The organism is Nonomuraea sp. NPDC048916 (assembly GCF_040649575.1).
Classification (GTDB): domain Bacteria; phylum Actinomycetota; class Actinomycetes; order Streptosporangiales; family Streptosporangiaceae; genus Nonomuraea.
Genome location: NZ_JBEZFS010000002.1, coordinates 98,547 through 112,733, shown reverse-complemented (window position 1 = coordinate 112,733; position 14,187 = coordinate 98,547). Strand labels below are relative to the sequence as shown.

General features: G+C 73.3%; 11 protein-coding genes. 7 read left to right on the top strand and 4 right to left on the bottom strand.

Annotation, left to right across the window (positions count from 1 at the left end; genetic code table 11):
- Positions 1 to 135 precede the first annotated feature (135 nt).
- A complete protein-coding gene (locus AB0C16_RS02145; RefSeq protein WP_357677942.1) occupies positions 136 to 300 on the top strand; it encodes a hypothetical protein in 165 nt (54 codons plus the stop codon).
- 96 nt (positions 301 to 396) lie between these two features.
- Here AB0C16_RS02145 and AB0C16_RS02140 read toward each other — a convergent pair whose 3' ends face one another.
- Positions 397 to 1,197 (bottom strand): inositol monophosphatase family protein, encoded by an 801-nt coding sequence (locus tag AB0C16_RS02140; protein ID WP_357677940.1) that lies wholly within the window; start codon positions 1,195 to 1,197, stop codon positions 397 to 399.
- Entirely contained in the window at positions 1,197 to 3,245 is a 2,049-nt protein-coding gene (locus AB0C16_RS02135) for a prolyl oligopeptidase family serine peptidase (protein ID WP_357677938.1), read from the bottom strand. The genes AB0C16_RS02140 and AB0C16_RS02135 overlap by 1 nt, the downstream gene beginning before the upstream one ends.
- 57 nt (positions 3,246 to 3,302) lie before the next feature.
- Here AB0C16_RS02135 and AB0C16_RS02130 point away from each other — a divergent pair, with 57 nt between their 5' ends.
- Positions 3,303 to 4,256 (top strand): ferrochelatase, encoded by a 954-nt coding sequence (locus tag AB0C16_RS02130; protein WP_357677936.1) that lies wholly within the window; start codon positions 3,303 to 3,305, stop codon positions 4,254 to 4,256.
- A gap of 114 nt (positions 4,257 to 4,370) precedes the next feature.
- Here AB0C16_RS02130 and AB0C16_RS02125 read toward each other — a convergent pair whose 3' ends face one another.
- Positions 4,371 to 5,543 carry a lytic transglycosylase domain-containing protein gene (locus AB0C16_RS02125; RefSeq protein ID WP_357677935.1) on the bottom strand — a complete coding sequence of 391 codons (1,173 nt, stop codon included), beginning with the start codon at positions 5,541 to 5,543 and terminating at the stop codon, positions 4,371 to 4,373.
- A 93-nt stretch (positions 5,544 to 5,636) separates the two neighbouring features.
- Here AB0C16_RS02125 and AB0C16_RS02120 point away from each other — a divergent pair, with 93 nt between their 5' ends.
- The 3 genes from AB0C16_RS02120 to AB0C16_RS02110 all read left to right on the top strand — a co-directional run bounded on the left by AB0C16_RS02120 (position 5,637) and on the right by AB0C16_RS02110 (position 8,963).
- Positions 5,637 to 6,839 carry an MFS transporter gene (locus AB0C16_RS02120; protein ID WP_357677933.1) on the top strand — a complete coding sequence of 401 codons (1,203 nt, stop codon included), beginning with the start codon at positions 5,637 to 5,639 and terminating at the stop codon, positions 6,837 to 6,839.
- Positions 6,840 to 6,917: 78 nt separating this feature from the next.
- On the top strand, positions 6,918 to 7,640 hold the full coding sequence (locus AB0C16_RS02115; RefSeq protein WP_357677931.1) for a polysaccharide deacetylase family protein: 723 nt from the start codon (positions 6,918 to 6,920) through the stop codon (positions 7,638 to 7,640).
- Positions 7,641 to 7,685: 45 nt separating this feature from the next.
- Positions 7,686 to 8,963 (top strand): D-arabinono-1,4-lactone oxidase, encoded by a 1,278-nt coding sequence (locus AB0C16_RS02110; protein WP_357677929.1) that lies wholly within the window; start codon positions 7,686 to 7,688, stop codon positions 8,961 to 8,963.
- 61 nt (positions 8,964 to 9,024) lie between these two features.
- On the opposite strand, the gene AB0C16_RS02105 is transcribed toward AB0C16_RS02110, so the two are convergent.
- Entirely contained in the window at positions 9,025 to 9,837 is an 813-nt protein-coding gene (locus AB0C16_RS02105) for a hypothetical protein (protein WP_357677927.1), read from the bottom strand.
- Positions 9,838 to 9,950: 113 nt separating this feature from the next.
- On the opposite strand from AB0C16_RS02105, the gene AB0C16_RS02100 reads away from it, so the two are divergent.
- Both AB0C16_RS02100 and sepH read left to right on the top strand, forming a co-directional pair.
- Complete coding sequence (locus tag AB0C16_RS02100; protein ID WP_357677925.1) at positions 9,951 to 10,886, top strand: S8 family serine peptidase; 936 nt, start codon at positions 9,951 to 9,953, stop codon at positions 10,884 to 10,886.
- 161 nt (positions 10,887 to 11,047) lie between these two features.
- On the top strand, positions 11,048 to 14,155 hold the full coding sequence (gene sepH, locus AB0C16_RS02095; RefSeq protein ID WP_357677923.1) for a septation protein SepH: 3,108 nt from the start codon (positions 11,048 to 11,050) through the stop codon (positions 14,153 to 14,155).
- Positions 14,156 to 14,187 lie beyond the last annotated feature (32 nt).

Here is a 14,187-nt window from a genome sequence, read left to right as displayed (position 1 = left end):
ATGTTTCGGATGCGGAGCGGGCTGGGTATGCCTGCGAAACACCCGACGCCGTGTGCCGATGGACGCTCGCGCGCCAGGCCGGGTGACCCACGTCGCCCCAAGGACGTTTCTGCACCCCCTCAGAAAGTAGGTGAGATGGGCGAGTTCACGACCACGATCGAAAGCCGCCTCGACCAGGCTTACAAGGGCCTCAGGGAGGCCCGCAGCACCGGTGACGACTATCTCGCCGACACCCTCACCGCCGAGATCGAGGACCTGCGCCGCCTGGCGGACGATCACGGCATCCCGTTGCGGAGCTGACGCCCACACGGCGGCGGCCGGAGCCCTGGTCCAGGGCCCCGGCCGCCGCCGTGTCTCGGGGGGCGGCCCGGCGCGTCCGTGGTCGGCCGCCGCGGGTCAGGCGTCGCGTTCGGGGTCGAGCCCGGCGAGCAGGTCGTGCAGCTCCTCGAACAACCCCGGCGCGGCGCAGAGCAGCAGCTCGGAGTTGGCCGGCCTGCCGTGCAGCCCGCCCAGCCTGGCCCCGGCCTCGGTGGCCACCAGCCCGGCCGCCGCGAAGTCCCAGTGGTTGACGCCTCGCTCGTAGTAGCCGTCCACCCGGCCCGCGGCCACGGAGCAGAGGTCGATCGCGCAGGACCCGCCGCGCCGGATGTCGCGCACCCGCGGCAGCACCGAGGCCACCACCTCGCCCTGCACCGCCCGCCTGGCCGCCCCGTAGCCGAATCCGGTCGCCACCAGCGCCCCGGCCAGCGGCACTCCGGTGTTGCAGCGCAGCCGCTCGCCGCCGAGCCAGGCACCCTCCCCCAGCGCCGCGGTGAACACCTCGCCGCGCGGCGCCACGTTGACCACGCCCGCGACGACCTCGCCGTCCACCTCGACCGCGATCGACACCGCCCACTCGGGCAGGCCGTAGAGGAAGTTGACCGTGCCGTCGATGGGGTCGACGATCCAGCGGACACCGGAGGAGCCGCCCTCTTCACCGCCCTCCTCACCGCCCTCCTCACCGAGGAACCGGTCGCCGGGCCGGGCCGCCCGCACCCTGGAGCGGATGAGCTCCTCCGAGGCCCGGTCCAGGGCGGTGACCACGTCGGTGGGGCTGGACTTGGTCTCGACGACGCCGGACATGGTGGGCCGCTTGGCGAGCAGCATGTCGCCCGCCTCCCGCGCGATGTCCTCGGCCAGCCGTGCGAAGTCGGTCATCAGACCACCGAGTCCGGGCGCTTCCACTCCTGGCCGAGCACGTGCTGTGCGAGGAAGGCCAGGACCGTCTCGTACCAGGCGACCGTGTTGCCGGGCTTGAGGATCCAGTGGTTCTCGTCGGGGAAGTAGAGGAACTTCGACTCGACGTTCGTGCGTCGCAGGTCCCACCAGAGCCGCAGGGCCTCGCCGATCGGCACCCGGTAGTCCTTGTCGCCGTGGATGACGAGCATCGGGGTGTCGATCTCGTCCAGCGCGAGGTGCGGGGAGAGCCTGGCGTAGCGCTCGGAGCCGGGCGCGCCGAACTCGCGCTGCCAGTACATGGAGGCGTCGGTGGTGCCGGCGAACTGGTCGAGGTTCCACAGCGAGGCATGGGTGACGATGGCCTTGTAGCGGTCGCTGTGGCCGGCGACCCAGTTGGCCATGTAGCCGCCGAAGGAGCCGCCCATCGCGGCGGCCCGCTCGCCGTCGATGTCGTCCCTGGCCACGGCCACGTCCACGATCGCGTCGAGGTCGGCCAGGGTGCGCGGGCCCCAGTCGCCCCAACCGCGGTCGATCATCTCCTGGCCGTAGCCGGTGGACAGGCACGGGTCGGGCATCAGGACGGCGTAGCCGTGCTCGGCCATGATCCACGACTGCCAGCGCCACTGCCAGTCGTTCCACGAGCCGATGGGGCCGCCGTGGATCCACAGCAGCAGCGGGGCCGGGGCGGCGGCCGAGGCGTCCGGGGGCAGCACGAGCCAGCCGCGGACGGTGGCGCCGTCGTCGGCGGTGGCGGAGATCTCGGTCAGGGTGCCGCGCACCTCGGGGCGGGGCGCGGGTGACGGCAGGTCGGTGATCTCGCCGGTGGCGGTGTCGATCCGGGCCGGGCCGGGCGCGAGGTCGACCGCACTGCGCAGGGCGTACAGGAAGCGGCCGTCGGAGGAGGCGTCGAGGGCGAGGTAGGAGGCGTCGTCCTCGGTGAGCCTGACCGCCTCCAGGCTTTCATGATCGCGCCCGCTGCGCTCCTCGTTGGCCCCTTCCGCGCTCTCTCGTCGCGAGCTCCCGTGCTCGCCGACCGGGACGCGGAACACCGGGCGGCGGCCCTGGTGGTCGGCGGCCAGGTAGACGGCGGAGGAGTCGGGCGCCCACGCGATGTCCATCGGGAACAGGCCGGGCGCGTGGGCGCCGCCCTCGCCGGTGGCCAGGTCGCCGATCCAGAGCTCGGAGCGGGCCGGCACGTCCAGTCCGGTGTGCCGCTCGCGGGAGCAGGCGACGCGGGCGCCGTCGGGCGAGACGGCGAGCGGCCCGGCGAAGTCGTGGGCGTCGTCGGCGAAGACCACCCGGCGCTCGCCGGTGGCCACGTCGATCGCGACGAGTTCGGTGCGCTGCTCGCCCTTCGGCAGCGCGACCCGCCAGGTCGCCACCACGGTGGCGCCGTCGGGGGTGAGCTCGAACGCGACCTCGCAGAGCGCATCGCCCGGGTCGGGCGTCAGGTCCCGGACGTCCTCCAGCCGGTCGCCGCCGAGCCTCCCGGCGAACAGCCGGGTGCGACCGGGGCCGAGGTCGTGGTCCCAGCGGCGGACGGGGTAGCCCTCGTGCAGGATCGCACTGATGCCGCGGTCCTTGCGTGTCTTGCGGCGTTCCTCCTCGGCCGCCTCCTCACCGTCGAGCACGTCCGAGCTGAACACCACCACGTCGCCCGCCGTCCGGACCGCGCCGATGCCGCCGGGCCGGGAGGCCACCTGGCGCGCCTCGCCACCGGAGCGGGGCAGCAGCCAGAGCGAGGGCACCTCGTCGGCGGAGTCCTTGACCGTGGGATCGGGGCGGGCCGAGGTGAACAGCAGGTCGCCCGCGCCGGTGAACTCCGCCTGGGTCTCGCCCTTGGCCGACCGGGTCAGGCGGTAGGGCTCGGCGTCCAGGGGGATCGCCCAGAGCGCGGTTCCGTACGACTTGCCGTCGGGGTTGAGGGACTGCACGGCGGAGACGAGCCGGGAGGCGTCGGGGGAGAGCTTCAGCGAGAGAACCCGGGGGATTGCCACATAGTCACGTATGTCGTTGAATGCGCTCACTCGATCGAACCTACCTCGCAGGAGGGAGCGCGGACACTCCGACATAGGGTTTGTCACGTGGGGAATTACGACGCGTTGCTGATCCTTTCGTTCGGCGGGCCCGAAGGTCCTGACGACGTGATGCCGTTCCTGGAGAACGTGGTGCGGGGCAGGGGCGTCCCGCGCGAGCGGCTGCTGGAGGTGGCCGAGCACTACCTGGGCTTCGGCGGCGTCAGCCCGATCAACCAGCAGAACCGCGACCTGGTCGAGGCGCTGCGCCCGGTGGCCGGTGTGCCCGTCTACTGGGGCAACCGCAACTGGCGTCCGTTCGGCGAGGAGACCGTGCTGCGGATGAGAGACGACGGCGTCCGCAAGGCCGCGGTCTTCGCCACCTCCGCGTGGGCCGGCTACTCCAGCTGCCGGCAGTACTACGAGGACATCGCCCGGATCTCCGTCGAGGACGGCCCCGAGCTGGTCAAGATGCGGCACTTCGGCGACCATCCGGGGTTCGTCGCCGCCGTGGCCGACCACACCCGGCAGGCGCTGGAGCGGCTCGGCCGCGACGACGCCCGCCTGGTGTTCACCGCGCACAGCATCCCGATCACCATGGCCGAGACGGCCGGCCCGGCAGGCGGGCTCTACGTGGCGCAGCTGCGCCGCTCGGCCGAGCTGGTCACCCGGGCGCTGGGCCGCACGGCGCCGTGGGACCTGGTGTGGCAGTCGCGCAGCGGGCCGCCGCGGGTGCCGTGGCTGGAGCCCGACGTCTGCGACCATCTGCGCAAGATCGACGCGCCCGCGGTGGTGCTGGTGCCCCTGGGGTTCGTCTCCGACCACATGGAGGTCGTCTACGACCTCGACACCGAGGCCCGGCAGGTGGCCGACGAGCTCGGCCTGCCGATGGAGCGGGCCGCGACGGCCGGCGTCCACCCCGCGTTCGTCCGCATGGTGCGCGAGCTGATGGACGAGCCCGAGCCGGCGCCGTGCCCGCTGACCTGCTGCCCGGCGCCGCGACGGCCCGGGGCGCCGGCGTAGGCGGCCGTGCGCGATGGGGTGAGGCGGGCCAGGCACGGGCAGGCCAGGCGCGGGCAGGCCAGGCGCGGGCAGGCCAGGCGCGGGCAGGCCAGGCGCGGGCAGGCCGTGGGCGGGTCAGGTGTAGGTGCGGGCGAAGGCTTCGGCGATGCCCATCACCTTGTTCACGTAGTCCCACGAGTGGTTGTAGAACCAGATCGCCTTGCGCAGCTTCTCGCCGCCCTTGCCGGCGCCGTTCGCGCACAGGTAGTTGGCCGCTCCGGGCACCGCGTCGTACGGGCTCCAGATGTCGGCCTTGCCGTCGCCGTCGCCGTCCACCCCGTACGCCTTCCAGGTGGCGGGCATGAACTGCATGGGCCCCAGCGCGCCCGCGCTCGATGGGCCGTTGTTGCGGCCGTGCCCGCTCTCCACCTGGCCGATCGCGGCCAGCACCGTCCACGACAGCCCGGGGCAGCGGGTGGCCGACACCTTGTAGAGCTCGAGGTAGCTGGCGGGCCGCCGCGCCCCGACCGCCTGATCCGCCTGCTCCGCCTGCGGGGGATCGGTCTTCCTCGGCGCGGCGGCCAGCGAGACGACCTGGGCGCCGTCGCCGAGCAGCCTTTTGACCCGCGCCTGGCTGATGTCGCCCGTCCTGCCGTGCAGCAGCACCGCGACGCCCGGCGAGAGCCCGAGGGTCTTGCCCACCTCGGTGCTCACCAGGCCGTCGACGCCCTTCAGGCCGAGGGTGGCCGAGGCGGCGACGCGCAGCCTGGGGCCGCCGTCCACCTGGTAGTGGGCGCCCAGCACGAGGCCGAGCCGGCGGGTGGCCGCGCCGTCGGCGACGAGCTCGCCCCTGGCCAGCGCGCTCCAGACGGCCGGCTGGTCGGCGACCGCCTTGGGCGTCCACGAGCGGAACCCGGCCGGGTCCACGGCGAGCAGGTTGAGCCCGGTGCCCGCCACCTTGACCGCGCCCGCGTCGACCACGGTCACCTTCTGCACGTTCTTCAGCTCGGCCAGCGCGAACCGGGTCTTTTTGGGCACCTCGTCACGGGTGATCGCGAGCAGGTGGGGCCGGGTGGGGGTGACGCCCGGGCCTCCCTCGCCGAAGCCGGGGGTGGGCGCCGTCGTGGGGACGAGCCGGTCGAGCCTGATCTGTTCGGGCCGCTCGCGGGTCCGGCGTACCGGCTGTTCCGCTGCGGTCCCGAGCAGGTCCTCGTTCATGATCACCACTATTCCCCCGCCCGCGAGCGTGATGGCGACCACGGCGGCGACCATGAGCAGCACGGCACGGAGGGTGGGAAGTCCGGACACCCGGCACACGTTAGCTCAGTCACCGGGTAAACCAGTTGCGGTACGGACAGACGGTGCGCGAAGGTTCGGGGCGCACAGTAAGGAGAAAATGACGTGGTCGGGCCTTACCGGGGGTTGTTGAACGGGCCCGGCGTCAAAGGTTTCGTGCTGGCCGGCTTCATCGGCAGGATGCCCATGTCCATGCTGGGCATCGGCATCGTGCTGCTGATCTCGGCTCTCACCGGGTCCTACGCGACCGCGGGCGCCGTGGCCGCCACCACCAACATCGCCTTCGCGATCGCCGCGCCGCTGTCCGGGCGGCTGGTGGACCGGTTCGGGCAGAGCCAGGTGATCATCCCGCTCGCCTCGGTGAACGCGCTCGCGCTGGCCTCGCTGATGCTCAGCGCGGGTCTCGGCCTGCCCGAGTGGACGCTCTACGCCACCGGCCTGCTGGTCGGCGCGACCTCGCTCTCGCTGGGCTCGATGGTGCGGGCCCGCTGGTCCACGCTGCACGGGGGCTCGGCCAAGCTGCACACCGCGTTCGCCTTCGAGTCGGTGGCCGACGAGGTCATCTTCGTCACCGGCCCGGCGATCGTCACGGTGCTCGCCACGGCGGTCAACCCGTACGCGGGGCTGCTGGTGGCGCTGCTGTGCATGCTCGGCGGGTCCTTCGCGCTGGCGCTGCAGCGGCGCACGCAGCCGCCGGTCCAGCCGGTCAGGAGCGCCTCGGGCACGCCCATCCTGATCCCCGGGATCGCCCTGCTGGCCTGTGTCTACCTGGCGCTCGGCGCGGTCTTCGGCTCGGTCGACCTGATCACGGTGGCGTTCGCCGAGGAGCAGGGCGTGAAGGGCGCCGCCGGGTTCCTGCTGGCCTCCTTCGCCGGCGGGTCGATGGTGTCGGGCCTGTGGTTCGGGTCCAGGGACTGGCGGATCCCGCCGCGCGAGCGGTTCGTGCGGGCGCTGGGCGTGTTCGTGGTGGGACTGCTGCCGATCACGTTCATCGGCGACGCCCGGGTCATGGCCGTGGGCCTGTTCGTGGCCGGGCTGGCCATCTCGCCGACGCTCATCACCGGCTTCTCGCTCACCGAGCGGCTGGTGCCGCCGTCGCTGCTCACCGAGGGTCTGGCCTGGATCTCGACCTCGATCGGGTTCGGGGTGGCGATCGGCGCGTGGGCCGGCGGCCTGCTCACCGAGGCGTTCGGCGCGTCCAGCGCGTACGGCTTCTCCGTGGCCTGCGCGATCGTCGCCGTCGTCGTCGGAGTGGGAGGTTCGGGTTTGCTGAGACTTCCCGAGGCCCCTTCACCGGCCGAGACGTGATCCGCTACGGTCGAAACATCCCTCGCAACACCCTTCACATTGGAAGCTCTATTTATGTCCCGACAAATCCGTTCACTCTTGGCCATCGCGGCTGTCACCCTCACTCTGGCACCGGCGCCCGCTCTGGCCGACTCCCCCACCAACCAGCGGGCGGCGAAGGCCGCCCCCGCCCCGGTCGACTGCGAGCAGCTCAAGTGCATCGCGCTGACCTTCGACGACGGGCCGGGCAAGTACGCCGGCACGCTTCTCGACACCCTGAAGAAGTACGACGCCAAGGTGACGTTCTTCCTGGAGGGCCAGTACGTGAAGAGCCGTCCCGCCTACGTCAAGCGCATGGTCAAGGAGGGCCACGAGCTCGGCAACCACAGCTACACGCATCCCAATTTCACGACCATCGAGCCGGGGGCCATCCGGAGCGAGATCCAGAAGACACAGGACGCCGTCAAGAAGGCCGCAGGCGTCGAGCCCAAGCTGCTGCGCCCGCCGTACGGGATGGCCGACCTCCAGGTGTCGGACATCGCGGCCGAGTACGGCATGCCGATCGTGCTGTGGACCGCCGGGTCCCGCGACTGGTCGTCCAAGAACGCCGACGCCATCAAGAAGCAGACGCTGGCGGTGGCCCAGCGCGACGGCATCATCCTCATGCACGACTGGGTGAAGCAGACCGTTGACGTGATGCCGTCGCTGGTCAAGACGCTGCAGAGCCGGGGCTACACCCTGGTGAAGGTCTCCGACATCCTCAAGAAGGAGAACCTGGCAGCGGGCGACGTCTTCCCGCTTCCGGAAGGCTGGGAAAACTGAGTATCGTTCACGTTTAGTCGGAACGAGGCTCGAAGGGGGCCGCTCATGGTCTTCACCAACTGGGCTCGCAACCAGTCGGCCGCTCCCTTCGAGGTCCGCACCCCGGCCTCGGTCGAGGACGTCGTGCGGGCCGTACACGACGCGGCCGCCGGCGGGCGGCGGCTGCGCATGGTCGGCACGGGCCACTCCTTCACGGGAGTGGCCCTCACCGACGGCATCATGCTGCGCCCCTCGGCGCTGACCGGCATCCGCTCGGTCGACGGCGACCGCGTCACGGTGCTCGCCGGCACTCCGCTCAAGGTGCTCAACGAGCTGCTCGGCGAGCGCGGCCTGGCCCTGGCCAACATGGGCGACATCACCGAGCAGACGGTGTCGGGCGCCATCCAGACCGGCACCCACGGCACCGGCCGCGACAGCGGCGGCCTGGCCGACCAGGTCGCCGCCCTGGAGCTGGTGCTGGCCGACGGCTCGGTGGTGACGGCGGCGCCGGGCGAGGACCTGTTCGACGCCGCCCGGGTCGGGCTCGGCGCGCTCGGCGTGCTGACGGCCGTGACGTTCCGGGTGGAGCCCGCGTTCCTGCTGCGCAACCAGCGGCGCCGCATCACGCTCAGCCGCATGCTCGACTCGCTCGACGAGATGACCACCGGCAACGAGCACCTCGACTTCTTCTGGCTGCCGCACACCGACGCGTGCCTGGTCAAGACCAACAACCGGCACCCCGGCCCGCCCCGGCCGCCGGGCGCCGTCAAGCACTGGCTGGACAACGTCTTCCTGGAGAACACCGTCTTCGGCGTGGCCTGCGCCGCCGGCGCCCGGTTCCCCGAGCTGATCCCGCGGATCAACGCGCTCAGCGCGGCGGCGCTCGGCGACTCCGAGGCCGTGGACACGTCGTACCGTGTCTTCACCGCCCGGCGTGACGTGCGCTTCCTCGAGATGGAGTACGCCGTGCCGCGCGAGCGGCTCGGTCAGGCGCTGCGCGAGACGCGCGACCTGGTCGAGCGCGCGAACTGGAAGATCACCTTCCCGATCGAGGTGCGGGTGACGCCGCCCAGCGACGCCTGGCTCTCCACCGCGTACGGCCGGCCGTCGGCGTACATCGCGTGCCACATGTACCGGCCGACCCCCCACCACGCGTACTTCGAAGGGGTGGAGGAGATCATGACGCGGCTGGAGGGGCGGCCGCACTGGGGCAAGCTGCACACCCGCGACGCCGCCTACCTGAGCACGGTCTACCCGAGGTTCGCCGACTTCGTGGCGCTGCGCGACCGGCTGGATCCGCGGCGGCTGTTCGGCAACGCCTACCTGGAGACCGTGCTCGGCTGACGGTGACGAGGCACGTGAGCGCCTCCCGGCGGGGTTCGACCCCGTCGGCTGACGGGCCCGGTCACTCCGGCGCGCCGGGGGCGGGCTCGTCGCGGTCCGGTGCCACGGACGGCGCCTCCTCCACCACGTCCGGCCGCTCCGTCGGCTCAGGCGGGGCGCTCGTGGGGTCGGCCGGCTCGGCCGGGCCGGTGTCCGTGGGCTCGGGCGTGCGCGCCGGTGAAGGCGTCACCGAGGGGGTGGGAGTGGCCGTGACCGTCACCGTCGGCGCCGGAGTCGGGGTCGGGGCCTGGGTCGGGTCGCCGGACGGCGTGGTGACCGCCGTGGACGGCTCGCGCGAGCGCCGCTCCTCCTCGACCGGCGCCTTCGCCGGCTGCTTGTCGCCGGCCGGGCCCCTGAGCTGCTCGTGCACGGTCGTCCCGGCGATCCCCTGGTAGATCAGGATGCCGCCCATGCTGACGGCGAAGACCAGCATCGCGGCGACGGCCATCGTGATCCACGGCAGCTTCGCCCGCGGCGCCTCCAGCGGCGCCATGACCAGGGTCGACTCCGCCTGATCGGGGTCGTCGTCGCGGACCGTGGCGTGCGCGGCCGTGGCCAGCGCGCCCTCCCCCTCGTCCTCGCGGGGCGGCTCGTCCTGGCCCGGATGGGTCAGCCGGGCGATCACGGTGTGCTGTTTGACCCTGTCGCCGGTGCGCTTGAGGTAGTGCGTGTAGACGGCCGAGGCGACCGTGCTGGCGATGCTGACGACCGCGGCGCCGATCACCGTGCCCGCCACCCCGAGGTAGGAGGCCGCGGCCGCGGCCGTCACCGCCGCCAGGGCGCTCCCTCCGATCTGCGGCCCGCTCAGCTCGAACTTCCGCTGCTCGCCGCCCATGCCGTCGATCAGTCCCCTCTGGCCATCCGTAAGGTAAAGAGCTTCCTCGTGAATAGACGCGAGTGCGTGTCCCGTTGTTCCTGTGACGTGTGCGACAGGCACCCTCTTAGTTCGTGCCCCGACGATTCGGCCTGCCCTCCGTGTATCTCGCCGCGGCCGTGGCGACGGCCATGACCACGGCGGCGCCCATGGCCATGACGCCCGCCTCCGGCCTCGCCGCCCGGCCCGCCGTGAGCGAGCCCGCCCGGCCCTATCTCGTCACCGCCCGCGACCGGGCCGGTGCCCGGGATCTCGTCGGCGAGGTGCGCTGGCGGGTGCGCCGCTACTACACCGCGGCGCTGCCCGGCTTCGCCACCTGGCTCACCTCGGCGGAGGCGGCCGAGCTGCGCACCGATCCGCGCGTACGCGCGGTCGAGCCCGACCGGCGGATCCACCCGATGACGAGCCCGCGCCCGCGCCCTGCCGCCGAGCAGGGGGCCACCGGCGCCGGCACCACGGTGTACGTCGTGGACAGCGGCCTCGATCCCGGCCGCGCCGAGTTCGGCGACCGGGCCTGGCGCGCCTTCGACGCGACCGGCGGCACCGGCGACGACTGCACCGGGCACGGCACGCAGGTGTCCCGCCAGGTCGCGGAGCCCGCGCACGGCGCCCGGCTCGCCTCGGTGCGCGTGCTGGGCTGCGACGGCACCGGCACGCTGTCGGACGTGGTCGCCGGGCTCGACTGGGTGCGCAGGCACGCCAGGCGCCCCGCCGTGGCGAACCTCTCCATCGACGGCGCCGGTTCCCCGGCCTACGCCACCGCCGTACGCCGCCTCGTGCGGTCCGGGGTCTTCGTCACCGGCGCCTCGGACACCGGCGGCTGCCAGATGGACCGGAACGGCCAGGCGCTCACCGCCGCCGCCCCCCAACTGGCCGGACTCGCCGCCCGCTACCTGGAGCTCCATCCAGCCGCCGGCCCATTGGCTCTCGCGTCTTACCTGAAGTGCACGGCGGCGGACGGCACAGTTCGCCAGAATCCATCAGGGGCCCCGCGGAACGGCGGGCGCTGATGTCGATGGAAGCGGCAAATGTGACCGGCGTCACATCGCCCCGAGGCTATCCCAGGAAGGCGATGTTCGGACATGCCGGGTACGGTGCTGGCAGGCAACCGGCACACGCGAGAGACTCAAGGGTCCGGGGGAAGAACGAGCACGCTGACGAAGGGACTCGCATGCAGGAGCTCCGACTCGTCGCGGTGAGCGAAGACGGCACCTATCTCGTGCTGGCGACTGCCGGCCGGGGTACACGCTTCACGCTTCCCGTGGACGACCGGCTCCGTGCTGCCGTCCGTGGCAACTTCTCCCGTCTCGGCCAGTACGAGATCGAAGTGGAGAGTCCGTTGCGCCCCAAGGAGATCCAGGCTCGCATACGTGCCGGAGAGACCGCGGAACAGATCGCCGCGACCGCCGGCATCCCTGTCGAGCGGGTCCGCTGGTTCGAGGGCCCCGTGCTGCAGGAGCGCGAGTACGTCGCCCAGCAGGCGCAGCGCGTCGCCGTACGGATGCCGGGAGAGTCCTCCCCCGGCCCCACCCTCGGCGACCTGGTCGCCGAACGGCTCACCCGGCGCGGCGTGCCCACCGACGAGATCGACTGGGACTCCGCCAAGCGTGACGACGGGCTGTGGCGGGTCAAGCTCGGCTACGTGTGGAACGGTCACACCAGGCACGCCGAATGGCTCTTCGACCCCCGGCGCCGCCACGTCACGCCGCACGACGACGAGGCGCTCCGCCTGTCGGCCGCCGACTTCGACCCCAGTCCCGTCACCGAGGACACCACGGTCACCCCGTTCGCGCCGCGCGTGGCCAAGCTGCAGCCGGTGCCGCCGCTCGCGTCCGACCCCCTGCCGTTCCCCTCGGTGGTGCGGCGCGAGCCCGAGGAGCCCGCGGTCGGCTACCAGCCGCCCGCGCGCGGCTCGGAGTCCGCCTACACACGCCCGGCCTCCGAGACCCCGTTCGAGCGTGCTCCCGGTGCGCGCGAGACCGGCCACACCCGCCCCGGCGGCGGCGCGCCCTGGGCTCCCGACTTCGGCTCCAACCGCACGTCCGGCCGTGACTTCCGTCCCTCCCCCGCCCCGGACCGAGCGGACGCGCCCCAAGACGTCTCGCCGCCCGCCGCCTTCCACCCGCCGGCCGAGTCCACTCCCCGCCCGTTCCCTCCCGACCCCGGCGCTCCGGGCGCCTACCCGCCGGCCGACAGCCCCCCGGCCCAGGCGGGCACCCCGCGTCCTCAGGTCGAGACCGGTCCGCCCTCCCGGCCCGAGCCGTACGCGCCCGCTCAGCCCGAACCCATGACAAGCGCCACCGCGACTCAGCCCGACCACTTCACGCCCCCTCAGACCGGCACCACGCCCCCTCAGACCGGCGCCACGCCGACTCCGCATCGCGAGCCCATTTCGGCACCCGCACCGGCTCACCGGAGCGAACCTGCTTCGGCGCCCCGTTCCGAGGAGGGCCCAGCTCACCGGAACGAGCCCGCCACGGCCGGGGACATCCAGGGTGTGGGGTCCCCTTCGGGCGCGGTCGCCGCCGAGACGACATCCGCCACGGAAACCGGACCAGCGGCTCAGCCCTGGCCCGCTCGATCCCCGGAGGACACGCCGACGGCTCAGGCGGGGCATTCCGCCCAGACCGGCCCCGCCGTCGACGCGGCTGACAGCCTGCCGGTCGGGGCAGTTCAGGCCCCTGACCCCAGGCCGACCTCGGCGACCATCCCGGCCGCCTTGCCGGCCGACGCCACCCCGGCGGCGCAGGGCCCGTCGATCGACGAGCCTCGCGCGGCCCAGGACGCTTCGGCGGCTTCGACTCCCGACGCGGCGGCCACCGTCGCAGACGGCCCGATCACCACAGCGGCCGGCGTGGCCGTTCCTGCCGACAAGCCGGTCATCGAGGACAGGTCTGTGGAGGCCGAGGAGGCCACCCAGGCGGTTTCCGAGTCGTCCAGCGAGACGGTGTCGGCCGCGGGGACCCAGCTCACCGTGGAGGCCCTGGCCGGCGACGCGGCGGACAGCCCGACCGGCGACTCCACTGGGAGCCGTCAGGTCGCGGGCGGCACACCCGTCACGGCCTCGGCCGAGCCGATCGACAAGGCGACGCCCACCGCCCCCGGCCTGACCCAAGACGTGACCGCCGCCCCCGGCCTGACCCAAGACGTGACCGCCGCCCCCGGCCTGACCCAAGACGTGACCGCCGCCCCCGGCCTGACCCAAGACGTGACCGCCGCCGCGGGCAAGCCCCAGGACGTGCCGTCGCGGCCCGCTCCGGACGTGGAGGCAACCCCCGGGGCCGCGCCCGGAGCTCCGGCGACAGCCCCGACCTCGCCCGCCACACCGACCGCGACCCCGGCGCCCCCCGCCGCGCCCGCGCTGCCGACGTCGCCCGCCGCACCGGCAACGCCTGCCACACCCACCACGACCCCGGCAACGCCCACCACACCAGCGCCAGCGCAGGCAACGCCCACCACGCCGGCGCCGGCGCCGGCGCCGGCGCCGCCGGCCGCACCGGCAGCCGCCCCGACGCCTGCTGCACCGACCACGAACCCCGCCGCACCGGGGACGGCCTCGCCTGTGGTCGCCGAAGCGCAGGTCACGCCTGAGACGACGACTGTCACTGAGGACACATCCGCGGCACCGGCCGCGCCGACAGTCACCGCACACACCGATGACGCGTCGCCCGCGCCAGAAGCGACCACCACGGGCGCAGCCCCGGCACCCTCGGACGCGGAAACACCGGCACCCGCCGAAACCTTCACACCCGCCACCGAAGCACCAACCACGGCGGAAACGACCACACCGCCCGCCGAAGCACCAACCACAACGGAAACCACCACACCGGCCACCGAAGCACCAGTCACGGCGGCAACGTCCGCACCCGCCACTGAGACACCGGCCGAGGCGGACACGTCCGCACCGGCCGCCGGGGCACCGGCCGAGGCGGAAGCCGTACCGGCCGCCGAGGCGGAGGGCACGGACGCCGTACCCGAGACGGAGCCCCAGGAGCCGCAGGAGGCCGCGCCCGCGGCTCCCAAGGCCGCTCCGAAGCCTCCGGCGCCCAGGCCCAAGCCGGTCCCGGGACGGGAGGCCAGGGCCGCCGCCGTGCCCGCCGCGCGGCCGGGCAAGGACGACGCGGCCGGGGAGGGCGCGGCCGCGGAGGAGCCCGCGGTGCCGGTGCCGTCTCCCCCGCCGGCCCCTGCGGCCCGCCAGCCGCGCAAGGGCTCGCGGGGACGCCGCGCCTCGGTGCCGACCTGGGATGAGATCATGTTCGGCGCCCGGCGCCCGGACTGACCGCCCACGCGGGGTGCCCGGACGGGGCACAC